The sequence below is a fragment of the Hymenobacter terricola genome (genome assembly GCF_017921975.2).
Taxonomy (GTDB): Bacteria; Bacteroidota; Bacteroidia; order Cytophagales; family Hymenobacteraceae; genus Hymenobacter; species Hymenobacter terricola.
Genome location: NZ_JAGEMO020000021.1, coordinates 54,235 through 77,264, shown reverse-complemented (window position 1 = coordinate 77,264; position 23,030 = coordinate 54,235). Strand labels below are relative to the sequence as shown.

General features: G+C 62.7%; 19 protein-coding genes. 9 read left to right on the top strand and 10 right to left on the bottom strand.

Annotation, left to right across the window (positions count from 1 at the left end):
* Positions 1-22: 22 nt before the first annotated feature.
* The 7 genes from J4G38_RS15675 to J4G38_RS15645 all read right to left on the bottom strand — a co-directional run bounded on the left by J4G38_RS15675 (position 23) and on the right by J4G38_RS15645 (position 6,910).
* Positions 23-913: a cbb3-type cytochrome c oxidase N-terminal domain-containing protein gene (locus tag J4G38_RS15675; RefSeq protein WP_210517932.1), complete on the bottom strand. Its 891-nt coding sequence runs from the start codon at positions 911-913 to the stop codon at positions 23-25.
* Complete coding sequence (locus tag J4G38_RS15670; protein WP_210517930.1) at positions 907-1,185, bottom strand: hypothetical protein; 279 nt, start codon at positions 1,183-1,185, stop codon at positions 907-909. Before J4G38_RS15670 ends, J4G38_RS15675 begins: the two co-directional genes overlap by 7 nt.
* On the bottom strand, positions 1,179-1,382 hold the full coding sequence (locus tag J4G38_RS15665) for a hypothetical protein (RefSeq protein WP_210517929.1): 204 nt from the start codon (positions 1,380-1,382) through the stop codon (positions 1,179-1,181). Before J4G38_RS15665 ends, J4G38_RS15670 begins: the two co-directional genes overlap by 7 nt.
* Positions 1,383-1,450: 68 nt before the next feature.
* Positions 1,451-3,637, bottom strand: coding sequence for a cytochrome-c oxidase, cbb3-type subunit I (ccoN, locus tag J4G38_RS15660; protein ID WP_210517927.1), 2,187 nt, complete (start codon positions 3,635-3,637; stop codon positions 1,451-1,453).
* 90 nt (positions 3,638-3,727) lie between these two features.
* A complete protein-coding gene (locus tag J4G38_RS15655; RefSeq protein WP_226163456.1) occupies positions 3,728-4,237 on the bottom strand; it encodes a DUF2199 domain-containing protein in 510 nt (169 codons plus the stop codon).
* A gap of 57 nt (positions 4,238-4,294) precedes the next feature.
* On the bottom strand, positions 4,295-4,450 hold the full coding sequence (gene ccoS / locus J4G38_RS15650; protein WP_210517923.1) for a cbb3-type cytochrome oxidase assembly protein CcoS: 156 nt from the start codon (positions 4,448-4,450) through the stop codon (positions 4,295-4,297).
* A gap of 18 nt (positions 4,451-4,468) precedes the next feature.
* On the bottom strand, positions 4,469-6,910 hold the full coding sequence (locus J4G38_RS15645) for a heavy metal translocating P-type ATPase (protein ID WP_210517921.1): 2,442 nt from the start codon (positions 6,908-6,910) through the stop codon (positions 4,469-4,471).
* A gap of 207 nt (positions 6,911-7,117) precedes the next feature.
* Between J4G38_RS15645 and J4G38_RS15640 the strand changes: the two genes are divergently transcribed.
* From J4G38_RS15640 to J4G38_RS15605, 8 genes are all read left to right on the top strand, one after another.
* Complete coding sequence (locus tag J4G38_RS15640; RefSeq protein WP_210517919.1) at positions 7,118-7,687, top strand: RNA polymerase sigma-70 factor; 570 nt, start codon at positions 7,118-7,120, stop codon at positions 7,685-7,687.
* 174 nt (positions 7,688-7,861) lie between these two features.
* Complete coding sequence (locus J4G38_RS15635) at positions 7,862-8,881, top strand: FecR family protein (protein ID WP_210517918.1); 1,020 nt, start codon at positions 7,862-7,864, stop codon at positions 8,879-8,881.
* A gap of 131 nt (positions 8,882-9,012) precedes the next feature.
* Positions 9,013-12,483 carry a SusC/RagA family TonB-linked outer membrane protein gene (locus tag J4G38_RS15630; RefSeq protein WP_210517916.1) on the top strand — a complete coding sequence of 1,157 codons (3,471 nt, stop codon included), beginning with the start codon at positions 9,013-9,015 and terminating at the stop codon, positions 12,481-12,483.
* Between the two features lie 59 nt (positions 12,484-12,542).
* Positions 12,543-14,006 (top strand): SusD/RagB family nutrient-binding outer membrane lipoprotein, encoded by a 1,464-nt coding sequence (locus J4G38_RS15625; RefSeq protein WP_210517914.1) that lies wholly within the window; start codon positions 12,543-12,545, stop codon positions 14,004-14,006.
* A 145-nt stretch (positions 14,007-14,151) separates the two neighbouring features.
* The gene (locus tag J4G38_RS15620) at positions 14,152-15,432 is read left to right on the top strand and encodes a DUF5689 domain-containing protein (protein WP_210517913.1); all 1,281 of its coding nucleotides are present in this window, start codon (positions 14,152-14,154) and stop codon (positions 15,430-15,432) included.
* A 144-nt stretch (positions 15,433-15,576) separates the two neighbouring features.
* Entirely contained in the window at positions 15,577-17,076 is a 1,500-nt protein-coding gene (locus J4G38_RS15615; protein WP_210517911.1) for a calcineurin-like phosphoesterase C-terminal domain-containing protein, read from the top strand.
* A gap of 81 nt (positions 17,077-17,157) precedes the next feature.
* Positions 17,158-18,051, top strand: a complete 894-nt coding sequence (locus J4G38_RS15610; RefSeq protein WP_210517909.1) for a glycerophosphodiester phosphodiesterase family protein — start codon at positions 17,158-17,160, stop codon at positions 18,049-18,051.
* A 125-nt stretch (positions 18,052-18,176) separates the two neighbouring features.
* Positions 18,177-18,566, top strand: a complete 390-nt coding sequence (locus tag J4G38_RS15605; protein ID WP_210517908.1) for a group III truncated hemoglobin — start codon at positions 18,177-18,179, stop codon at positions 18,564-18,566.
* A gap of 8 nt (positions 18,567-18,574) precedes the next feature.
* Here J4G38_RS15605 and J4G38_RS15600 read toward each other — a convergent pair whose 3' ends face one another.
* The 3 genes from J4G38_RS15600 to J4G38_RS15590 all read right to left on the bottom strand — a co-directional run bounded on the left by J4G38_RS15600 (position 18,575) and on the right by J4G38_RS15590 (position 22,469).
* A complete protein-coding gene (locus J4G38_RS15600; RefSeq protein ID WP_210517906.1) occupies positions 18,575-19,636 on the bottom strand; it encodes an AI-2E family transporter in 1,062 nt (353 codons plus the stop codon).
* A 189-nt stretch (positions 19,637-19,825) separates the two neighbouring features.
* Entirely contained in the window at positions 19,826-20,884 is a 1,059-nt protein-coding gene (locus tag J4G38_RS15595; RefSeq protein WP_210517905.1) for a response regulator, read from the bottom strand.
* A complete protein-coding gene (locus J4G38_RS15590; protein WP_210517903.1) occupies positions 20,862-22,469 on the bottom strand; it encodes a sensor histidine kinase in 1,608 nt (535 codons plus the stop codon). The genes J4G38_RS15595 and J4G38_RS15590 overlap by 23 nt, the downstream gene beginning before the upstream one ends.
* Positions 22,470-22,630: 161 nt before the next feature.
* Here J4G38_RS15590 and J4G38_RS15585 point away from each other — a divergent pair, with 161 nt between their 5' ends.
* Entirely contained in the window at positions 22,631-22,984 is a 354-nt protein-coding gene (locus J4G38_RS15585; RefSeq protein WP_210517902.1) for a thioredoxin, read from the top strand.
* The last annotated feature ends 46 nt before the right edge of the window (positions 22,985-23,030 follow it).

The window sequence follows — 23,030 nt, the reverse complement described above, 5'->3', positions numbered from 1 at the left end:
TGCATGACGTTCTGTTATTGTTCTACAGCTTCGCCACGGCCTTGCCAGCCACTTCCTTCTCGCCCTGCGGCGGCTTCGGATTGGCTGGCTTCGAGCCCTTCAGGCTCAGCACATAGGAACTGACTTGCAGCATTTGCTTGCCCGAGAGCTTGCCCTTCCAGGACACCATGCCCTTGCCGTTGATGCCGAATTTGATGGTTTTGTAAACGTGGTTCACCTCGCCGCCGTGCAGCCAGTAATCGTCGGTTAGGTTGGGGCCGACTTTGCCTTCAGCATTGGCCCCGTGGCAGGGCGCGCAGTTGGTGGCGAACACGCTTTTGCCGCTGCTGATGTCGGCCAGGGCCGTGAGGGGCTGGTAGGTGGTGAGCAGGTTGGGGTCGTCGGACCCGGCGGGCACGAACAGGGCGGCCTGGCGCATTTCGGCGGCGTATTCGGCTCCCTGCAGCTGGCCTTTTTTGGCTACGTGGTAATAAAATAAGTAGCTCACCGCGAAGATGATGGTGAAGGCAAAGCCGTATTTCCACCACGGCGGCAGGTCGTTGTCGAACTCGTGGATGCCGTCGTATTCGTGGTCCATTATTTCGTCGCGCACGTCGCCCTGCACCAGGCGGGCGTCGCCCACCAGCAGGCCCAGGACCTGGCCGCTCCAGGTGTTGTGCACCGTGGGCAGGTCGTAGAGCTTGCGCAACTGCGGCTTCATCTGCACCGCAATGGTGATGCCGGTGAAAAGCAGCATGAGCAGCAGCACGCCCAGCAAGCCCAGCAGCACCCAGAACAGGGCTTCCTGCTCGCTCATGGCAGCGGGTTTGGCGGGTGCGGCTTCCGGGGCCTGGGCAAAGGCGGTGGCGCTGATGAGCACCGAGGCCAGGGCCAGCAGCGCCGAGCGGGCCGATTTCAAGGTAAGAATCAGCATGGATTTACCCCCCTTTCTGGTGTTGCGGCCGGCGCCAGCCCGCTGGTGAGCTGCGGGGCGATGAGGTGCTGGCCGCGCCGTTTCAGCTGGGCGGCCACGAGTAGGCCGGTGAGCAGCACGGCCACCGCCACCAGCCCGAGCACGCCCAGCAGGAGCGAGAGCAGGAAGTCGGGCGCGGCGGCTGGCGCGGCCGGGCTGGCGTCCTGCGCCGCCGCCGCGTAGCCGATGAGCAGGCCCGTGGCCAGTAGCAGCAAAGTGCGTTTGGTTAGCATAATACGTCGTGTTCGAGGTGAGATTTCGGGGCTTCGTCGTTGTCTTCCAGGGGCAGCTGGCTCATGGTGCTGAGGTGCTGGCGGTTGACGATGAGGATGTACACCATCAGGCCGATGAAGAAGAGAAAGAAGATGGCGAAGGAGATGAGCGGGTATATCGCCACGCCGGTGATGGACTGCAGAACGTTCTTTTCCATGGTGTAGCGCGGACTTTTAGTCCGCGAGTTATGGGATGGTGGGAGGGGCCGCGGACTAAAAGCCCGGGCTACTTCTTCACTTTAATGTCGGTGCCCAGGCGCTGGAGGTAGGCAATGAGGGCCACGATTTCCTTGTCGGACTTCACCTCGATGTCCTCCTTTTTCAGGTCGGCCACAATGCCTTGGGCTTGGTTCTGGGCATCGGCCACGGCCTGCTTATCGAAGCCGGTGGGGTAGGGCGTGTTGAGGCGTTGGAGGACGCGGATTTTGGCGGGCAGCGTGCTGTAGTCGATTTCATTCTCATACAGCCACGGGTAGGGCGGCATGATGGAGCCGGGCGACATGCTGGTGGGGTCCATCATGTGGTTGTAGTGCCAGGAGCTGGGGTACTTGCCGCCCACGCGGTGCAAATCGGGCCCGGTGCGCTTGCTGCCCCACAGGAAGGGCCGGTCGTAGATGAACTCGCCCGCCTTGGAGTACTCGCCGTAGCGCTCGGTTTCGGAGCGGAAGGGGCGTACCATCTGGGTGTGGCAGTTCGAGCAGCCTTCCTTGATGTAGAGGTCGCGGCCCTGCAATTCGAGCGGCCGGTAGGGGTGCACGGAGGCGATGGTGGGCACGTTGGACTTCACGAGGAACATCGGAATCATCTCCACGGCGCCCCCGATGAGGATGGCAATGGTGGCGCCCACGGCCAGCTGGAAGGGGCGGCGCTCCAGCCAGCGGTGCCAGTGGCCGGGCTGCACGTGCGGGTCCAGGGCTTCGGGCAGCAGGGCCGGGGCCTGAGCTTTTTCGTTGGCCAGCAGCGTGCCGGCCCGGGCAGTTTTGAAGAGGTTATACATCAGCAGAAACACGCCGCTGAGGTAGAGCAGCCCGCCAATGCCGCGCAGGTAATACATGGGCACCAGCTGGATGACGGTTTCCAGGAAGTTGGGGTATTGCAGCATGCCCTCGCTGTTGAACTGCTTCCACATGAGGCCCTGCGTGAAGCCGGCCCAGTACATGGGAATGGCATAAAACAGGATGCCGAGCGTGCCCAGCCAGAAGTGCGTAGTGGCCAGTTTTTTCGAGAACAGCGGCGTCCGGTACAGGCGCGGCCACAGCCAATACAGCATCCCGAAGGTGAGGAAACCGTTCCAGCCCAGGGCCCCGACGTGGACGTGGGCCACAATCCAGTCGGTAAAGTGGGCAATGGCATTCACGTTTTTCAGGGCCAGCATGGGGCCTTCGAAGGTGGCCATGCCGTAGGCCGTGATGGCCACCACGAAGAACTTGAGCACGGGCTCCTCGCGCACTTTGTCCCAGGCGCCGCGCAGGGTCAGCAGGCCGTTAATCATGCCGCCCCAGCTGGGCGCAATCAGCATCACGGAGAAGGCCACGCCCAGGCTCTGGGCCCAGTCGGGCAGGGCGGTGTAGAGCAAGTGGTGCGGCCCGGCCCAGATGTAAATGAAAATCAGCGACCAGAAGTGGACGATGCTGAGGCGGTAGGAGTAAATCGGCCGCTCGGCTGCCTTGGGCATGAAGTAGTACATCAGGCCCAGGTAGGGCGTGGTGAGGAAGAAGGCCACCGCGTTGTGGCCGTACCACCACTGCACCAGGGCGTCCTGCACGCCGGCGTAGGCCGAGTAGCTTTTGAGCCAGCTCACGGGCACTTCGGCCGAGTTGACGAGGTGCAAAACCGCCACCGTGATGAACGTGGCGATGTAGAACCAGATGCCCACGTACAGGTGCCGCTCGCGCCGCTTGACGATGGTGCCGAACATGTTCCAGCCAAAAATCACCCACACCACGGTGATGGCGATGTCGATGGGCCATTCCAGCTCCGCGTATTCCTTGCTGGTGGTGTAGCCCAGCGGCAGCGTGGCCACGGCCGAGATGATGATGAGCTGCCAGCCCCAGAAGTGGATTTTGCTGAGCACGTCGGAGTACATCCGGGCCTTGCACAGGCGCTGCAGCGAGTAGTACACGCCGGTGAAAATGCCGTTGCCGACGAAGGCGAAAATGACGGCGTTGGTGTGCAGCGGCCGGATGCGGCCGAAGGTGGTGAAGGCCGTGCCCATGTTGAGCTCGGGCCGGGCCAGCTCGAAGGCCGCCAGCACGCCCACGGCCATTCCGATAATGCCCCAGATAACGGTGGCAATGCCGAAGTCGCGGACAATCTTATTGTCGTAGAAAAACGTTTCCACCGCTCGCGCAACGGGGCTGGGTATCTGGGGCGACCGGGGCGCGACGGCCGGTGGGGGTAACTCGACTTGCATAGCCTGAGAAGTGGGTGATTTACTTCTCCAAAGGTCCTGGCAGGCCGTTTTTAGTCAGCTGACGAAAATCAGGCGGGAAACTGATTGTTGTCAGGCATCAGCATCGTGCATGGCAATTTCCACCAATTCAACGACCCGCTGCCACGTAATTCCGCTCAGCTGCTCGTCGGCCAGGCGGTGGTTTTCCTCGATTACTTCAACCCGCGGAATAATGCCGGGCTCCTGCGTGTGCAGCATCGTTTTGATGTTGAGGGTTTCCGGATAACCGGGAATGGTGGTTTGGAGCCAGCCAAAATAAGCGGGCTCGTTCACCCGCTCCGGGTCGTCCCATACTTCATTGGTGCGCCGGAAATTCGCCTCGCTCAAACTCGTCCACACATTCCAGCAAAATACCTCGTCGGAATCGATAACCGGAATTTCAATGCGTGCCCGAATGAAGAAATGGGATTCGTCAATCACGCACAGGCTTTCCGTGAGCTCAACTCTGTTTTCCCGTTCATCCGGCGGCACGCTGAAATAATAGTCGGGGAATCCAGCGCCGAAGCACATCGGCAGCTCCCCGTGATACTCTCCGCAACGGGAACAGGTAAATCCATCCATGCTATTCGTCAGCGGTTGATTTCGGGTTAAAAGAATGGCCCCAAGATACTGCAGCCGCTACTCGTCCTGCTCTATTTCGTCTTCAAACAGCATCCGCACGGCGGGCGTGTAGTCGTCCTCGTACTGCCCCGAGCGCACCGCCCAAAAGAACGCGGCCAGGAACGTGAGGGCCACCAGCAGACTAATGCCGATGAGAAGGAAGATGATGGACATGATGATATTGAATGTAGATTACAGCCCGCGCCGCCAGGCTGCCAGCCGTACCAGCAGCGTGGCAAACACCATCACGCTGAGCGAGCTGATGGGCATGAGAATGGCCGATACGATGGGCGTGAACCGGCCTTGAACCGCCAGCGTGAGGCCGATGCCGTTGTAGCAAAACGAGAGGACGAACGTGGCCAGCACAATGCGCAGGCAGTCGCGCGAAAAGCCCAGCACGGTGGCCAGCTGCCCGAAGCTGTCGGCTTCGAGAATGGCGTCGCAAGCGGGCGAGAAGTTGGTGAGCGTGTCGGTGAGGGCGATGCCGGCGTCGGCGCGCTGCAGAGCCCCGGCGTCGTTCAGCCCATCGCCGACCATGATTACGGTGCGCCCCTGCTGCTTGAGCTGGGCAATGTAGTCGAGCTTGTTTTGCGGGGTTTGGCGGAAGTGCAGTTCGGCGGTGGGGCCGAACAGCTCGCGCAGCCGGGTTTGTTCGGCGTCGTTGTCGCCCGAGAGCACGGCCAGGCGGTAGCGCTGGCTGAGCTTCGCCAGCACCTCGCGCAACTCGTCGCGGTACACGTTGCGGAAAACGTAGCAGCCGCTGGTGATTCCATCAATGTTGATGTAGACGCTGGATTGCAGGTTTTCTGCCGGTTCAACAGTAGCGGTGGGGGCTGGTGCCAGGCCCGCAAATACCGCCGAGCCAACCCGCACCGCCATGCCGGCCACGGTGCCGCGCAGGCCCTGGCTGGGTATTTCGGCGAAGTCGGCCACGGCCAATGAACCGGCGGGCAGCTCGCTGGCCAGGCGTTGGCTGAGCGGGTGCGTGGAGTGGCGCACCACGGCCGCCACGGCCTGTAGCTGGGCGGGGCTGAGCGCCGGCCCCACGTATTCCACCGCCGATTTTTTGACATCCGTAAGCGTGCCGGTTTTGTCGAACACGATGGTGTCGGCGCGGCCCAGGGTTTCGACCACGGCGGAGTTTTTCAGGTACAATTTCCGGCGGCCCAGCACCCGCAGCGCCGCGCCCATGGCAAAGGGCGTGGCCAGCGACAGCGCGCACGGACAGGCAATAACCAGCACCGAGGTGAAGGCGCGCAAAGCCATCTGCGGGTCTTTGGGGTACCAATAAATCACCGCGCCCAGCGCCAGTGTCAGCGTCAGCCCCACGAAGTAGCGGCCCACTTTATTGGCGTAGGTCTCCAGGTTGGGCTGTTCGTCCTTCTGAAACGCGGGGTTGTTCCAAAGCTGGGTGAGGTAGCCCTGCGAGACTTCGCGCACCACTTCCAGCTCCACGGCCTCGCCCACCTGCCGGCCGCCGGCGTACACGAGTTCGCCGGCCGCGCGGGCCACCGGCTCGCTCTCGCCCGAGACGAAGCTGTAGTCAATCCGGCCCGTGCCGCGCCGCAGAACGGCATCGGCCGGAATGATTTCCTGGTGCCGCACGCGGATGCGCTGGCCGGGCTTCAGCTCTTTTACCGATACCGATTGCTCGCCGGTTTTGGTGAGCAGGGTCACGGCCACGGGGAAGTAGGAGGTGAAATCGCGGTCGAAGCGCAGGGCGTCGTAGCTGCGCTGCTGCACCCATTTGCCGATGAGCATGAAGAACACCAGCCCGGTAAACGAGTCGAAAAAGCCCGGCCCGCGCTGCGTCACAATTTCCACCACGCTGGTGACGAAAAGCGCCGTCAGGCCCAGGCTGATGGGAAAATCGAGGTTGATGTGGCGTTGCCGCAAGCCCTGCCAGGCCGAGCGGTAGAAGCCCCGCGCACTCACCAGCAGCACCGGGATGGCCAGCAGCAGGCTCAGCCAGCCAAAAAAGCGCCCAAAGGTGCTTTGCAGCTGCTCGGTGAAGGAAAAGTATTCCGGAAAAGCCAGCAGCATCACGTTGCCGAAGCCGAACGCGGCTACGCCCAGCTGGTAAAGCAGCGTGCGGGTGCCGTGGTGCGGCTGCGCGCCCAGCTCGGCCAGCGTAATCCGGGGCTCATAGTTAATGGCGGCCAGCAGCTTCACCACTTCTTTCAGCGAAGTAGTATCGGGCTGGTAGCTTACGGTCAGCTCTTTGCGCAGGAAATTGACCCGCGAGGCCGAGATGCCGGGGTTGAGCTTGAACAGGTTTTCGAGCAGCCAGACGCACGAGGCGCAGTGCATTTGGGGGATGGTGAGCGTGAGCCGCGCCAGCGTGGGCGAACGGAAGGCCAGCAGCTGGCTCTGCACCGATTCCAGGTCGAGGTAGTCGAAGCGGCCAGGCAGCTCCACGGCCTTCACCTTCTGCCCCGGCCGCTCATCGAGCCGATAATACGTGCACAGGTTGCTGGCGGCCAGCAGCTCGTACACGGCCCGGCAGCCCTGGCAGCAGAAGCTCAGCGCGGGCTGCCCGGCCCGCTTGATGGGCTCATCGGGGCAGTCGTCGCCGCAATGGGTGCAGGCAACGTGGGTCAGGGTTTCCGGGGCGGGAGCAGGGGCGAGGGGCACGGGCGGGCAGGCTGATGGCAACCCCAAAGCTCCGCCCCGCCGCCAAGCCGAAAGCTGACGAATATCAGCGGCCGGCCTGATTCATGTCAGGACAACGCCTGGTTACCTCATCAGCATGGGGAACCGGGCGTGAAACCGAGCCTTAATTATATCATAATGAAAGGGTAATCCAGCCCTTCTGCGTGGCCGGTAGCTTTGTCTACCGGTATGATGTTCGCGCCTAATTCCTCCGATAAGCAGTATCTCGAAGCTCTGGTGCTGGGCCACGAAGCGGCCTTCGATGCCCTGTTTATCCGCCACTACGCCGGGCTGCTGCGCTACGCTAAAACCCTGCTGCCGTACCCCACCGATGCCGCCGAGGACGTGGTAGCAGACCTGTTTTGCACCATCTGGACCAGCCGCGCCCAACTCAATGTGCAGGGCTCGCTGGCATCCTACCTCTACGCCGCCGTGAAGCACCGCAGCTACGACAAGCTGCGCCAGCAGCGCCGCGCCATCATCGCAGCCGAGGACGACTTGCCGGACACCCAGCCCGAAGCCGCCCACCTGCAACCCGACCAGCTCCTGGATTTTCAGGAACTCAATGAGCACCTGCTCCAGCTCATCGAGCGGCTGCCGGAGCGCACCCGCCAGGTATTCCAGCTGCACCGCGACAGCGGCCTGACCTACGAGGAAATCGCGGCACTGCTGGCCATCTCCATCAACTCGGTGAAAACCCACATGTTCCGGGCGCTGCGCTTTCTGAAAAGCGCGCTCTATGCTTCCGGGGTACAGTAGAGCAGCCGCGTTACCCAAAAATTACGGTTGTTACCGTTCGGTTACGGTTGGGTTTTGGTGTCACGAGGTGCAGAAGCAGCCGCGTCTTGATGGGGTGTAGCGTGGACTCTGCGGGTCCGCGTGTGGGAACGTCCATACACGCGGACTCGCAGAGTCCACGCTACTTCTACCGCTTTGGAATCAGAAGAATTCTACTCGCTCATCACCCGCTACCTGGCCCGGCAAACGTCGTCGGACGAGAACGAGCGGCTGGCTACCTGGGTCGCCCAATCGCCCGACCACGAACGGACGTTTGAGCAGCTGAAAGCCATTTGGCAAGCCAGCCAGACGCCCGCCGTACCGGCCGAAACCGCCGCCGCCCTGCGCAACGTGAAGGCCCGGCTGGCCCTGCCCGTGCCAGCACCGGCACCGCCGCCCACGCCGCCCATTCGGCGGTGGCGAATGGCGCGGCCGTACCAGCTGGCGGCCCTGGCGCTGGTGCTGCTGAGCGGCTTATGCGGCGCTTATTTCTTCCGGAAGCCGGCCTCCCCGCAGGCTTACCAGGTGCGCCAAACCCGCGCCGGCGAGCAGCAGCTTATCCACTTAGCCGACGGCTCGCTGGTAACGCTGGCCCCGAAAAGCCGCCTGCGCTACCCCACGAAATTCAGCGAAACCAGCCGGGAAGTGTATCTGGAAGGCGAAGCTTTCTTCGAAGTGAGCAAAAACCCGCACCGGCCGTTTCGGGTGCATAGCGGCACTTGGGTGACGCAGGTGCTCGGCACCAAGTTCAACGTCAGTGCTTTCCGTGGGGCCGGCCAAACGGCGGTTTCGCTGGTCGAAGGCCAGGTGCGGGTGACTGATGAGCACGAGCAGTACCTGCTTGCGCCGGGCCAGCAGCTTCTGGCCGACCGCGCCACGGGCCGCATCTACCGGCAGGCTTTCAACCCGACCAAGGTGACGGGCTGGCGGGGCAATAAGCTGGTGTTTCAGAACGAGAAGCTGGCCGACGTGGCGGCGCAAATCGAGCGGCTCTACGGGGTGAAGCTGGTGTTTGCCGACCCGGCCACGGCCGAGGTGCGCCTCTGGGCCACGTTCGATAATGAGCCGCTGGCGGCCGTGCTGGCCGCCCTGCAACTGGCCGGCCCGCTCACCTACCGGCGCGAAGGCCAGGTGATTTACTTACAGCAGCCCCCGCCGGGAACGCCGGCTAACTAAAGCATTTTCAAGAGGAAGACAGCGGGCAAAACCCACTGCCTTCCGGTATAAAAGCTGGCAGTTCGTACCTGCCGGCGAGTTGGAGAGTCCATTAAATCCGGAAAAATTTAACAACGCTCACGCACAAATCTATGAAACAAACGAGGTACCCCGAAATGGGGCGGCACTGGCGGCGCGCGCTGGTTGGCTTGAGCTTGGCCGCCCTCAGTCCGGCCCCGTTGCCGGCCGTGGCCGCCGGCCCGGCCCTGGTGCAGGGCCCCGCCGCCACGCCCTGCGCCATTACGGCGCGCCAACAACCGCTGGCAGAGGTATTCGCGAGCATCGAGCAGCAAACCGGCTACCGGTTTCTGTACGTGGACCAGGCAAGTGCGCTGAGCCGTAAAATCAACGTGGAAGCCCCCCACAGCAACCTGGGCGAGGTTTTACAGCTGATTTCGGCCCAGGCCAACGTGCAGTTTACGGTCCAGAATAAGCGAATTCTGGTGAAGGGTGGCAGCGCCGCTGCGGCCAACCCCAAGCCTGTGAAGGGCCGCGTGGTGGACGCCAAAGGCGAAGGAATGCCCGGCGTTTCGGTGCGGATAAAAGACACCACCACCGGCACCACCACGGACCCCAACGGCGGCTACGAGCTAACTGCGCAGTCCGGCAACGTCCTCATTTTCTCTTTCATTGGCTTCGAAGAGCAGGAGCTGACGGTGGATGAGAAAACGGCCTACGACGTGGCGCTGCGCGAAGACATCACCAGCCTCGACGAGGTGGTGGTGACGGCGCTGGGCATCAAACGCGAAGAAAAAGCCCTGGGCTACGCCGTGACGCAGGTGAGCAACGAACAGCTTACGCAAGCCAAATCGAACAACTGGACCGATGCGCTATCCGGCAAAGTGGCGGGCCTGAATCTGGTGAAATCCGGCGGCGGGCCGGCCGGCTCCAATAAGATTGTGCTGCGCGGCGAAAGCTCGCTGGCGGGCGACAACGACGCCCTGATTGTGGTGGACGGCGTGGTGCTGGGCGGCAGCAACCGCGCCACCGGCACCGGCAGCACGGCCTATTTGCAGGGCGAGTCGCCGGTCGATTTCGGCACCAGCCTCAACGACATCAACCCCGAGGATATCGAGTCGGTGACGGTGCTGAAGGGGCCGGGCGCAACGGCGCTGTACGGCGCGCGCGGCGGCAATGGCGCGGTGGTCATCACCACGAAATCGGGCAAGGCCCGCCAACGAGGCATTGGGGTCACCTTCAACTCGAACGCGGCTTTCGACATGATTTCGCGCTGGCCCGACTACCAGTACGAGTACGGCCAGGGCACGATAGGGGAGAACTACTACTCCTACGGCGCCACCGCCGACGGGCCCAGCACGCGCAGCACCAGCTCGGCCTGGGGGCCGAAATTCAACGGCCAGTCCTTTTTCCAATACGACCCGAACACCAACACCGGCGGCACCGAGCGCACGCCCTGGGTGGCCTACGAAGACAACCGCAAGGGCTTTTTTGAGACGGGCAAAACCTTCACCAACACCATTTCGCTGGATGGCGGCACCGACCGCACCGCCGTGCGCCTCTCGCTCACCAACCTGCAAAACACCTGGATTATCCCGAACACGGGCTACGACCGCAACACCATCGCGCTGTCGGCCAGCCAGAAGATTACCGACCGGCTCCAGGTTTCGACCAAGGTGAACTACACCAACCGGAGCAGCGACAACCTGCCCTCAACCGGCTATAACAACCAGACCATCATGTACTGGGCCATTTTGCAGGTGCCCAACAGCAACCTCGACTGGCTGAAAAACTACTGGGCCCCCGGCGCGGAAGGCATCACGCAGCGCTACCCGTTCAGCAGCCTGGTAGACAATCCGTACCTGATTGCCAACGAGATGCTGAACAAGAGCACCCGCAACTCGCTCACCGGCAACGTGCAGGTCAACTACAAGTTCAGCAAGGATTTGAGCCTGATGCTGCGCTCGGCGCTGGACTTCTCCTACGAAGCCCGCTCCCAGCAGCGCCCCAAGGATACCGAGAAGTACAAGGAGGGCATGTTCCGGACCCAGAACATCTTCTCGCAGGAGATGAACCACGATTTCCTGCTGCAGTACGCCCACAAATTCGGCCGGTTTGAAACCAGTCTCTCGGCCGGCGGCAGCGCCCTGCGCAACCGCTACAACAAGGACGAGCTGCGCGCCGAGCGCCTGCTCTATCCGGGCGTGTTCACCTTCGCCAACAGCCGCGACCTGCCGGTGGCGCTGCCCTACCGCGCCGAGTTTGCGGTGAACAGCTTCTACGCCCTGGCCTCCGTCGGCTACCATAATTTCCTCTACCTCGACCTCACGGCGCGCCAGGACTGGACCAGCACGCTGGCCACGGCGAATTCGACAAAAAATACCGGATTCTTCTATCCATCAGCTAGTTTGAGCACGGTGGTTTCGCAGATTTTGCCCTTGCCCGAAGCCGTGTCGTTTGCCAAATTGCGGGCCTCGTGGGCGCAGGTGGGCAGCGGCACCACCACGCCCTATCTCACGTCGTACACCTACGCGGTGGCCACCGGCTACCCCTCCGGCCTGAGCAACCCCAGCGCCATCGCCAACGACGGCCTGAAGCCGCGCCGCACCGAAAGCGTGGAGCTGGGCGCCGACCTGCGCTTCCTAAAAAACCGCATCGGCCTCGACGTGGCCGTGTACCGCAACAACACCTACGACCAGATTCTACAGGTGCCCATCGACCGGGCTGCCGGCTACAACGCGGCCGTGCTCAACGCCGGCCTGGTGCGCAACCAGGGCCTGGAAATTCAGGCCAACGCCCAGGTAATCAGTAGTCCCAAAGGCTTCAGCTGGAAAGTCTACGGCACGTTCACCGCCAACCGCAACCAAGTGGTGGAGCTGGCCGACAGCGTGCTGACCTACCAGCTGCAGCGCGGCCCCGGCGGCCGGGGCTCGGTGGAAGCGCGGCCCGGCGGCAGCATGGGCGCCATTTACGGCCGCGGCTACGAGCGGGCTCCAGATGGCCAGATTATCTACGAAAACGGCTACCCCGTGCTGGGCGACGAAATCAAGTACCTGGGCAACGCGCTGCCGCAGTGGAAAGCCAGCGCCGGCACTGAATTCAGCTACCAGCAGCTGCGCCTCAATATCCTGTTCGACGGCCAGTTTGGGGCCAAGGCTTACTCGATGACCAACGCCGTGCTGGCCGAAGGTGGCAAAACCAAAAACACCCTGCCCGGCCGCTACAACGGCATCATTGGCGACGGCGTGATTCGCAACACCGACGGAACCTTCCGCCCCAACGACGTAGTGGCCGAGAACATCCCGGCCTACTACCTCGCCCACTACGGCCGCGACAACGTGGAAGCCAACCTGTTCCGCACCGATTTTATCAAGCTGCGCGAAATGCGCCTCGACTACGCCCTGCCCGCCAATTTATTGAGCAAGCTGAAACTGACCCAGGCGTCTATCGGCCTCTACGGCCGCGACCTGTTCATTTTCACCAAGTGGCCCGCCTTCGACCCCGAATTCGGCACCCTAAACGACGGGACCATCGACCTGGGGTTTGAGCTGGGCCAGTTCCCGAGCACCCGCACCATGGGGATTAACCTGACGGTGGGGATTTAGGACGGAAGAAGAAAACGAATCAAAAGTCACGACGTGCTGAATTAACCCAATATTCCAACGTGAAACCACTAAAACGCCTGTTCCTCCTGCTCCTCGCCGCCGTTGGCCTGGCCACCGCACCGGCCTGCACCGATGGATTTAAAAACCTGAACATCAACCCCAACCAAAACCCCAACGTCATCCCCGAAACGCTGCTGGCCCCGGCCCTCACGGATTTGGTGAAGCGCAACATGGACCGTTGCTTCCGCATCACGAATGAGCTGATGCAGGTGCACGTTTCGCGGGTCGATAACGACGAATTCCACCGCTACGTCATCCGCACGGCGGAGGCCGATTATATGTGGAACGGCTGGTACACCCAACTCACCGATTTCCGCGACATGTACGCCAGCGCCGCTGCGCTCAAGAGCAACACGTTCATGGCCATTGCCCGCATCTGCGAAGTCTGGACGTTTTCGCTGCTCACGGATACGTTTGGCGACGTGCCGTACTCGGAAGCCATTCAGGGCCGCACCGGGCAGCTGCAACCCAAGTTTGACCGGCAGGAAGACATCTACCGCGACCTGTTTACGAAGCTGGAAGAAGCCAACGAGCTGCTGAAAACCAACGTCAACCTCACCGCCGACCAGGCCCAGCTCGACCCGCTGTTCCAGGGCAACGCCTTGAAATGGCGCAAGTTTGGCAACTCGCTCTATCTGCGCCTGCTGCTGCGCGTTTCGAATCGTACCGACGCCATCGCCAACGGCCTGAGCCCGCAAGCCAAGCTGCGCGACCTGGTGAACACCCACGCCGCCGACTACCCGCTCATCTCCAGCAACGCCGAATCGGCCATCCTGCGCTGGACCGGCACCGCGCCCTATCAGTCACCCTTCCAGACCTATCGCACCGCTGATTTCAACGCCTTCAGCTCGATGAGCGAGTTTTTCATCAACAACCTGGTGGAGTGGAACGACCCGCGCCTGGCCAAGTGGGCCACCCTCTCCAACGGCACCTACGAAGGCATCCAGAGCGGCTACCTGCCCACCCAGATTCCGGCCGCCAAATCGACCTACCCCACCGCGCTGATGACCGAGCCGCTGCTCGGCAATATCCTCAACTACCCCGAAGTACAGCTCCTGCTGGCCGAAGCCGCCCTCCGCGGCTGGATTGCCGGCGACGCCAAAACCTACTACGAAACCGGGGCCACCAACGGCATTACCCTCTGGGGCCTCACCGTGCCCGCCACCTTCCTCACCGCCGCCGACGTGAAATGGGAACCCGCCAGCAGCGACGCCGCCAAGCTCGACCAGATTCACCTCCAGAAATACTACGCCCTGTTTTTCACCGATTTCCAGCAGTGGTTTGAGTACCGCCGCACCGGCCACCCCGTGCTGCCCCTCGGCCCAGGCCTGAAAAACAACCGCCAGATGCCCGCCCGCATCAACTACCCGCTCTACGTGCAGAGCCTGAACCAAGTGAACTACCAGGCCGCCGTGGCCGACCAGGGGCCGGATGACATCAACACGAAGGTGTGGTGGCAATAGCCTCATTCCCAAGTCCTTCTTCCGCGGAGAGGGAGCACCGGCAATGCTTCGGTAGAATTCGTCAGGTTGCCCTCTCCGCGGAAGAAGGGCCGGGGGTGAGGTTTCCCGGCCGCGCAGCATGATGGTTTTTTAAATTAATATCACGATGAAACACAAGCTTTTAACCAGCCTCTTCGCACTGCTCACCGCCCTGGCCTGCACCAGCTGCCTCGAAGAAAACCCCGACTACGCCGCCGGCCAGCCCAGCCCAATCATCTCGCTGGAAGACGTGCGCCGACTCTACCAGGGCTCGAACGTGACGCTGGAAGCGGCCCAGCTCTCCGGCGCGCACCAAATTGTCGGCCTCGTTATTTCCGATGCCAGCGGCCTGAACGTTCCCGGCGGCCCCGCCACCATCGTGGTGCAGAACAAGCGGCGCGGAGCCGTGCGCGGCATCATTATCCCGCTGAATGGCATCTCAAATTTCGCCGTCGGTGATTCCGTAGTGGTAGACATTACCGGGGCCACCCTGGCCAAAAGTGCCGGTGCCCTCCGCCTCGAAGGCCTCACCGCCGACCGCGTGCGCAAGGTGAGCAGCAACAACCCCGTAACGGTCCGCGACATCAACGTGGGTACTCTGCTGACCAATTTTGATACCTACGAGGGCACACTGGTGCGCATCACCGGCGGCAGCATTACGCCGCTGCCCGTATCGGGCGACACGTACGCCGGCGACAAAACCCTGGCCGACGGCTCCAACAATCGCCTCACGCTGCACACCGCCGCCGGTGCGGCCTTCGCTGCCCGCCGCATTCCAGCCAGCGCCACCTTCGTGGGCATCCCGGTGGGCGCTACCGACGCCGCCCAGGCCCCCGCCCCGCAGCTCTGGCTGCGCACCGCCGCCGATGCCCTCGACCCCAGCGGCCCCATCTACCGCAACTTCCCCGAGAGCTTCGAATCGGTGCCGCTGGCCACCAAGGGCAGCTATGACATGAACACCGCCGCTGTGCCCGACAACACCGTGACCTTCAGCAGCGGCCCCTGGAAACTGTACCAGTCCATCATCGGCAACACCTCGGGGCGCGACCGCTACACCGGCACTCAGGGAATCCGGATGCAGCAAGGCCTGACGGTGCCGGCCGTGGTCGAAATGAAGTTCGACCTGCCCAATGGCGCCACCAAAGTCACGCTCCTCTACGGCGCTTACTACACCGACGCCGCCAGCTCGTGGAAGCTGGAATACTCGCAGGACCAGGGCGCTACCTGGCGCCAAACCGGCGCTACCGTCACCGATGCCGGCAACTGGCAGCACGCCATCACCTTCCTGATGAATATCGGCGGCCCGGTGCGCTTCCGCATCAACAAGCTGGGCCTGGGCGTGAGTGCCCCGCCCGCAGTTTTGAACGGCCGTTTGGGGCTGGATGACCTTGCCATTTACGAAAACTAGCTGACACTTAATAATCAAGAACGTCCTGCTGAGCGCAGCCGAAGCATCTCGCGTGCAGCAGTAAACCCCGACAGCCGGATTACTACCCCGAGCGAGATGCCTCGGCTGCGCTCGGCAGGACGTGCCTCTGACACCCTACTTCAAATGTTCCGCAGAAAATTTCTCCAAAACCTCGGCCTCGTCGGGGCGGGCCTTAGCCTGCCTTTCGCCCCAACTGCCCTTGCCGCCGACGAAACCCCGGCCGCTCCCAGCGGCCAGCCGCTCAGCCTCGCGCCCCTCACCATCCAAGGCAAAGTGCACCAAAATGGCACCGGCATCGCCAACGTGCCGGTGACGGATGGCACCAACATCGTGCTGACCGACAAAACCGGCAAATACACGCTGCAAAGCAATGCCACGGCCGAATTCGTGTACATATCCATCCCGCGCGGCTACGCGTTTCCGCACGAGAAGGGCGTGGCGCAGTTCTTCCGGCCTACCAAGCCCGGTACCGATAAAATGACGGCTGACTTTGCCCTGCAAAAGCTGGCCGGCGACGATACCAAGCATGCGTTTATCGTATGGGCCGACCCGCAGATGATTAGCAAAAAGGACTGCCAGGAGCTACTGACCAGCTCGGCGCCCGACCTCAAAAAGCTGGCCGCGCGGTACGATGCCAACACGTTTGCCATTGGCTGCGGCGATTTGGTGTGGGATAAGCACGAGCTGTTCGAGGACTACAAAAAAGCCGTGGAAACCACCGGCCTGCCGTTTTTTCAGGTCATCGGCAACCACGACATGGACCTGACCGCCCGCGCCGACGAAGGCTCGGCCCAGACCTTCAAAAGCCTGTTCGGTCCCACCTATTATTCCTTCAATCGGGGCGAAGTTCATTACGTGGTGCTTGATGATGTGTTCTTTATTGGCCCGCCCAAAAAGTACATCGGCTACCTCACCGAGCGGCAATTGCAATGGCTGGAGCAGGATTTGAGCCACGTAAAACCGGGCACTACCGTGGTCGTGGCCCTGCACATTCCGGTAGACAGCGGCGACCAGCGCCGCAACAAGCTCAAGGAGGAACCGCTGGGCGGCGTGGTCTCAAACCGGGCCGAGCTGTACCGCCTGCTCAAGCCCTACACGGCGCACATTATGTCGGGCCACACCCATATCTGCGAGAAAGTGTTCCACGAAAATACCACCGAGCACATCCACGGCGCGGTGTGCGGCGCGTGGTGGACCGGCCCCATCTGCACCGACGGTGCGCCCAGCGGCTACGGGGTGTATGAAGTGAGCGGCGGTGAGCTGAAATGGTACTACAAATCCGTCGGCCACGACCGCCAGCACCAGCTCCGTTTCTACCCGAAGGGCAGCGTGACCGAGCACCCCGATGACATCGTGGCCAACGTCTGGAACTGGGACCCGCAGTGGAAAATAATCTGGTTCGAAAACGGTGTGCGCCAGGGCGAAATGCAGCAGCAAATCGGCTTCGACCCGCTGGCCGTGCAACTGCAGGCCGGCGAAAACCTGCCCGCCAAACACAAATGGGTCGAACCTACGCTGACCGACCACCTATTTTTTGCCCGACCTTCGAAAGACGCGAAGGAAATTCGCATCGAAGCCACCGACCGATTCGGGCAGGTGTACCGCGAAACCATTGCCGTTTGATGCCGCGCGGACTCGGCGAGTCCGCGCAGTTGAACGAACGTCCACACCCGCGGACTCGCCGAGTCCACGCTACAGAGTCCTATGAAAACGTCATTATTCCTCGCCGCTCTAACGCTCCTGAGCTTCCACCACAAAGCCGCAGCCCCGCTGCGGCCGCTCGATATCCAGGGCCACCGGGGCTGCCGCGGACTGATGCCGGAAAACACCATCCCGGCCATGTGCCGGGCCCTTGATTTGGGCGTGACAACGCTGGAAATGGACGTCGCTATCAGCCAGGACCGGCAGGTGCTGCTCTCCCACGACACGTTTATGAATGCCGATTTCGTGTACCAGCCCGGCGGCCAACCCATCGCCAAAGCCGATGCGCAAAGCCTGCGGCTGTACGCGCTGCCCTACGCCGAAATCCGGCGCTACGACGTGGGCAGTCACGGCAATCCGAAGTTCCCGAGGCAGCAAAAGATGCTGACTTACAAACCACTGCTAGCCGAAGTTATCGACTCGGCGGAGGCGTATGCGCGGCGCCGGAACCGCGCCGCGCCGAACTACAACATCGAAACGAAAACAACGCCGGCCGGGGATAATATCAACCACCCCGCGCCGGAAGAATTCGTGCGGTTGCTGCTGGCCGTGATTAATGCGAAAGGCATTCAGCGGCGGGTTATCATCCAGTCGTTCGACCCGCGCACGCTGGAAATTGTGCACCGCACGCAGCCCGCATTGCGCACAGCGCTGCTGGTTGAAAACCTGGAAAGCCTGGAAAATAACCTGCTGCGACTGAGCTTTTTGCCCACCATTTACAGCCCGAATGCCAAGCTGCTCACCGCCGCAGTGGTGCAAGCCTGCCACCAACGCAACGTGCTGGTGATTCCGTGGACCGTGAACACACCGGCCGAGGCCGAGCGGCTCCTGCAACAGCAGGTTGATGGCCTTATCACCGATTATCCCGACGTGGTGAATGCTCAGCTGGCGCGGTAGCAGGCCCGGCCCGTCGGGGTACTCCGCCTGCTCAAACCGCTGCTGAGGGAACCTGCCACGCTTCCGTTGCGGTGGCGTAACTTTCAGGTGCTGGCCAGCCCCCGCGCCTGCTTTTTTGCTTTCCCATGCCCGCCACCCGCCCCGATATTCAGTCTGAAGCCGACATCCGGCTCCTCGTCGATACGTTCTACGACAAAGTGAACCAGGATGCGCTGCTGAGCCTAGTGTTCAACGGTTTTGCCCAGGTCGATTGGGCCCGGCACCTGCCTGTGATGTATGATTTCTGGAGCAGCATTCTGCTGGGTTCGGCGCGCTACCACGGCCGGCCGTTTCCCAAGCATATGCCGCTGCCCATCGATGCTACCCATTTTCAGCGGTGGCTGGAGCTGTTCGAAGCCACGCTCGATGAGCGGTTCAGTGGCCCTAAAGCCGACGAGGCCAAGGTTCGCGCCCTGAACATCGCCACCATGTTTGAGTTCCGGCTGCGCAAGCGCGACCCGCTCTCGCTGGTCTGAGTGCTGGGCTAGGGAGCTTCCCGGATTGGCTCTGAATTGACGGCCTGCGCCTGGCGGTTTTCCTCCGCGAAAACATGGAGCAACACGCCTAGGTAGGAGAGCAGCAGCGGCCCAATCACCAGGCCCAGGATGCCGAACAGCTCGATGCCGAGCGTGACGCCGGCCAGGGTTACGAGCGGGTGAATGTCGCCCATGCGGCTGGCCAGCACGATGCGCAGCAGGTTGTCCACGTTCATCACCACGATGAAGCCGACCAGCAAAATGCCCACGCCCTGCGCCGTAGCGCCCTGCGAAAACTGGTAGAGCGCCGCCGGCCCCCACACCAGCGGCGTGCCCAGCACCGGAATAAAGGCCACGAAAATGCCCACCGCGCCCCAGAAAACCGGGTCGGGTACTCCGAATATCCACAGCGTGGCGCCGGTGAGAGTGCCCTGCACCGCCGCGATAAGCACCTGCCCCAGCACGTTGGCGTGCACGTTGTTTTGCAGCGCTTCCTGCAGCTTGTCCATCGTAGCGGGCCGGAAAGGCAGGTAGCGGCGCAGGTTGCGCAAAAAGGCTTCCTCCTGCATAAAGAGAAAGTACATCGTAAAGAGCATCAGGCCGATGACGACGATGAAATTGAGGATGCTGCCGGCCAGCTGGGGCAGCCAGTTGCTGACGCGGGTGGCCACCTGGCCCAGCAGCGTGCGTACGTTTTGCTCGCTGGTGATGGAGTAGCCGGTGCGGTGTTCCAGCCGGTGCACCACGGTCAGAATCTGGTTGGTGTACTGGCCAATGTCCCGCAGCCGGTCAAACAGCATGGTGCTGAGCGCGTAGAAGGGAATCACGAGGGCCACCACCGTGAACAGCAGCAGCAGGCCCGTCACCAGCTGCCGGGGCCAGCCGTGCCGGTGCACCAGCGCCGCAAACCACGGCCGCAGCACCACATACAGGATGCCCGCGCCCAAAAATGCCGAGATGTAGCTGGCCAGCCCAAACAGCACCAGCCCGCCCAGCGCGACCAGCACCACAACCAGCAGCACATGGCGCTGGCGCGGGGTGTAGATGTTTTCTTCGGCGGGAACGGCCATGGCGTTCGATGGATTGCAGGGCGGCGTTCGAATCCGGAGCCGCCGTTTAACGGGATAGAGGCACTGTTGTCAGTTATAGTTGGTCGTTGCTCGTTGTCAGTTGTTAGCGCACTGATAACTACCAACGAGCAACTACCAACGAGCGACTAATGTGACCCGCTGTCTACGGCGCGGCGCCGGGAAATGGCGCTACCAGTGCGCCCGGCGCAGCTTTTCGGGCTGGAGAATCCGAATGGTTTTGGGCTGCAGCTCGATGAAGCCGTCCTGCTTGAACTCGCTCAGCGTGCGAATCAGCGACTCGGACGCGGTGCCGACCACGGCGGCCAGGTCGTCGCGCGAGAGCTGGATGCCGGTCTCGGCGGCGGGGCCGGCCTGCTCGTGCAGGCGCAGCAGCGTATCGGCCACGCGCCGGCGGATGGAGCTGTAGGCCATGGCCAGCAGCTGCTGCTCGCGCTCGCTCACGCGGCCCGCCAGCAGGCGGATAAACTGCTGGCCCACTTCGGGGTTGCGCTCCAGGAGCTGCGTGAAATCGTCCTGCGGAATGTACACCAGCTCCGTGTCGTCGACGGCCGCGGCCGAGTCGCTGTGCGCGGTGTGTTCCAGCAGCGGCAGGTAGCCGAAAAAGTCGCCGGGGCCGTAGAAAGCCGTAATCAGCTCCTTGCCGGTGTCGGTGGTTTTTACCCCTTTCACGCGGCCCGTTTTCACAAAATACACCCGCGTGGGCTCATCGCCTTCGAGGTACACGTCCTGCTTTTTGCGGAAAGCATGGCTTTTGCGGTCACCGGTCAGGCTGGCCATGTTGCCGGCCGTGCGGGCGTCGTCCAGAAACTCGTTCAGGCCGTTGGCGTGCAGGTCGTAATCGGGCTTGAGGTGCTGAAAGCGGGTGAGGCGGCCGGCGATGGCCCCCAGCAGCTCGGCTTCGTCGAAGGGCTTGGTGAGGTAGTCGTCGGCGCCCATGGCCATGCCGCGGCGCAGGTCGGCGCGCTCGGTTTTGGCGGTGAGGAAGAGGAACGGCACGCCCGCCAAGCGCGGGTTCTGGTTGAAAATCTGGAGCACGCCGTAGCCGTCGAGCACGGGCATCATGATGTCGCACACCACCATATCGGGCTTGGTGGCCAGGCGCAGGGCCAGCTCCACGCCGGTTTTGCCGTTGTCGGCCGTGAGCACGGTGTAGCCGGCCAGCTCCAGCAGCTCGGCGGTGTTTTCGCGGATTAGCTCGTTGTCCTCAATCAGCAGGATGGTTTTCATAGGGAATGGTGATGGTGACGGTGGTGCCGTGGTTGAGCGCGCTTTGCAGGTCGATGGTGCCGCCCATCAGCTCCAGGTAGCGGGCAATAATGTAGAGGCCCAGCCCGGTGCCGGGCACGTTGGTGACGTTGCGGGCCCGGAAAAACCGCTCGAACAAATGCTCCTGGTCTTCCTCGGAAATGCCCACGCCCTGGTCGGCCACGCTCAGCGTCAATAGATTGGTTTGGCAGGCAAGGTTCACCGTTACCACCGCGCCCTCGCCGGAATATTTCAGGGCATTCGAGAGCAGGTTCACCAGGATTTTGCGCAGCAGCGACGGGTCCAGCCGCGCCGGGGCCGGGCACTGCACCTGCCGCACTATCGTCTGGCCGGTTTTGAGCAGGCCCTGCACGTCGGCCACCGTTTCGGCGAGCAGGGCGGGCAGGTCGAGCTCGGTGGGGTGGGCCTCGATTCGGCCTTCCTCGATGCGGCCCACCGACAGGAATTCTTCCAGAATGTCGTTCAGGTGGTTCACCGACGCGCGAATGCGCTGCACGTGCTTCAGGCGCTTGTCCTGCTGGTCGCCGCCGGGGTATTTCTCAATCAAATCGGCCGAGGTGAGCACGGCCGTGAGCGGCGTGCGGAACTCGTGCGAGGCCATGCTCACGAAGCGCGATTTCAGCTCGCCCAGCTCCTGCTCGGCGGCCAGGGCCTGGGTCAGCTCGCGCCCGCGCTGCTCCAGCTGCTCCAGCGTGTTGAGCAGGGCGTGGGTGCGGTCGGCCACCTTCTGCTCCAGCTCGGCGTTGAGGCGGGCCACGCGCTGGTGCTGGGCCTCCAGCTCCTGCTCGGCCTCTTTTTTGAAGGTGATGTCGAGCACGTAGGCCACCACGTACAGCTCCTGGTCGAGGTGGAAGTAGCTCAGGCTCACCTCCACGGGAAACACCGTGCCGTTCTGGCGCCGGCCCTGCAGGTTGCGGTGCCGGCCCATGTCGCGCACCGAGGGTCGGGCGTTGAAGGACTCGCGCAGCTGCTGGTGGTGCCGGCCCGCGGCGTCGGGCACTAGGGCTTCAATAAGCTGGCCCACCAGTTCCTGCTCCTGGTACCCAAAAAGCTGGGCCGCCAGCTGGTTGGCCGACACGATGGTGCCGGGCCGGTCGCAGACGATGATGCCGATGGTGGCGTTGGCGAACACGGCCTCGAAGCGGCGCACGCTGTGGGCCAGCTCGCGCTCAGCCTGTTGCAGGCGGCCCGGCTCGGTGAGGCGCACCAGAAAAAACGGCCGTTCTTCCACCTGAAAAGCCGTCAGCTCGATGTAAGCACTGAAGGTTTCGCCCGAACGCCGCCGGACTTCGGTCGGCATTTCCTGGCGGCCTTCCCGCTGGGCCCGCTCGCCAAGGGCCTGCCACTGGGTTTCGGTCCAGGCCGACAGGTGCAGGGCGCGGTCGGGCTCGGCCAGCAGCGCCTGCTCCGACGAGTAGCCCAGCAGGTGCGCCCCGGCCAAATTCACCTGCGTGAACCACCCCAGGGCGGGGTCGTAAATTCCCACAAATTCTTTGGCCTGCGTGTACAGCAGGTCGGTGAGAACTTTGGTAGAAGCGGTTAGCATAAGCGGAAGAGTGGGGGCTGCTGCGCCGCGAGTTGGGCTGGTTAAAGGTCGGGGTAATTATGCCAAATATGATAAAAGTCACTCGGTGGCTCCATGGGTGTCATGTAGCAGGTTGCCGGGGGCCGGTAGTTTTGCAGCCACCAGCTTCCCCATCTGTCCCGATGCTTGCCCCCGTTCCTGCTGCTTTTCAGCCCGCCGCCACTACCCCCGCTGCCGAAGCGGCGGTGCTGCTGGTGCTGCTGCCGCGGGCCCTGCCGGGCACCCGGCCGGGGCGGCCGGCTACCCTGGCCGCGCTGGGCGTCCTGCAGCAGCAGCTGGGAGCCGCCATTCGGGTGCTCACGATTGACGAAGCCAGCCACCCCTCCGTGGTGAGCAGCTTCGAGCCCACCGAGCTGCCCGCCTGGGTGCTCATGCAGCGCGGCATCGAGCTGTGGCGGCAGCAGGGCCTGCCCGAAGGCGAAACCACCGTGGCACTGCTGCTGAGCAAGATTCGCCCGGTCATCGCCACTGGCTAAGCTCCCCGCAAGGCGAGGCAAACGGCTTGCCCTCGGCAACGTATGG

Bases quoted from the DNA above. Each gene is read 5' to 3' on its own strand.
- J4G38_RS15675 (WP_210517932.1), bottom strand. From the start codon at position 913: ATGCTGATTCTTACCTTGAAATCGGCCCGCTCGGCGCTGCTGGCCCTG.
- J4G38_RS15670 (WP_210517930.1), bottom strand. From the start codon at position 1,185: ATGCTAACCAAACGCACTTTGCTGCTACTGGCCACGGGCCTGCTCATC.
- J4G38_RS15665 (WP_210517929.1), bottom strand. From the start codon at position 1,382: ATGGAAAAGAACGTTCTGCAGTCCATCACCGGCGTGGCGATATACCCG.
- ccoN (WP_210517927.1), bottom strand. From the start codon at position 3,637: ATGCAAGTCGAGTTACCCCCACCGGCCGTCGCGCCCCGGTCGCCCCAG.
- J4G38_RS15655 (WP_226163456.1), bottom strand. From the start codon at position 4,237: ATGGATGGATTTACCTGTTCCCGTTGCGGAGAGTATCACGGGGAGCTG.
- ccoS (WP_210517923.1), bottom strand. From the start codon at position 4,450: ATGTCCATCATCTTCCTTCTCATCGGCATTAGTCTGCTGGTGGCCCTC.
- J4G38_RS15640 (WP_210517919.1), top strand. From the start codon at position 7,118: ATGATGTTCGCGCCTAATTCCTCCGATAAGCAGTATCTCGAAGCTCTG.
- J4G38_RS15630 (WP_210517916.1), top strand. From the start codon at position 9,013: ATGAAACAAACGAGGTACCCCGAAATGGGGCGGCACTGGCGGCGCGCG.
- J4G38_RS15620 (WP_210517913.1), top strand. From the start codon at position 14,152: ATGAAACACAAGCTTTTAACCAGCCTCTTCGCACTGCTCACCGCCCTG.
- J4G38_RS15615 (WP_210517911.1), top strand. From the start codon at position 15,577: ATGTTCCGCAGAAAATTTCTCCAAAACCTCGGCCTCGTCGGGGCGGGC.
- J4G38_RS15610 (WP_210517909.1), top strand. From the start codon at position 17,158: ATGAAAACGTCATTATTCCTCGCCGCTCTAACGCTCCTGAGCTTCCAC.
- J4G38_RS15605 (WP_210517908.1), top strand. From the start codon at position 18,177: ATGCCCGCCACCCGCCCCGATATTCAGTCTGAAGCCGACATCCGGCTC.
- J4G38_RS15600 (WP_210517906.1), bottom strand. From the start codon at position 19,636: ATGGCCGTTCCCGCCGAAGAAAACATCTACACCCCGCGCCAGCGCCAT.
- J4G38_RS15595 (WP_210517905.1), bottom strand. From the start codon at position 20,884: ATGAAAACCATCCTGCTGATTGAGGACAACGAGCTAATCCGCGAAAAC.
- J4G38_RS15590 (WP_210517903.1), bottom strand. From the start codon at position 22,469: ATGCTAACCGCTTCTACCAAAGTTCTCACCGACCTGCTGTACACGCAG.
- J4G38_RS15585 (WP_210517902.1), top strand. From the start codon at position 22,631: ATGCTTGCCCCCGTTCCTGCTGCTTTTCAGCCCGCCGCCACTACCCCC.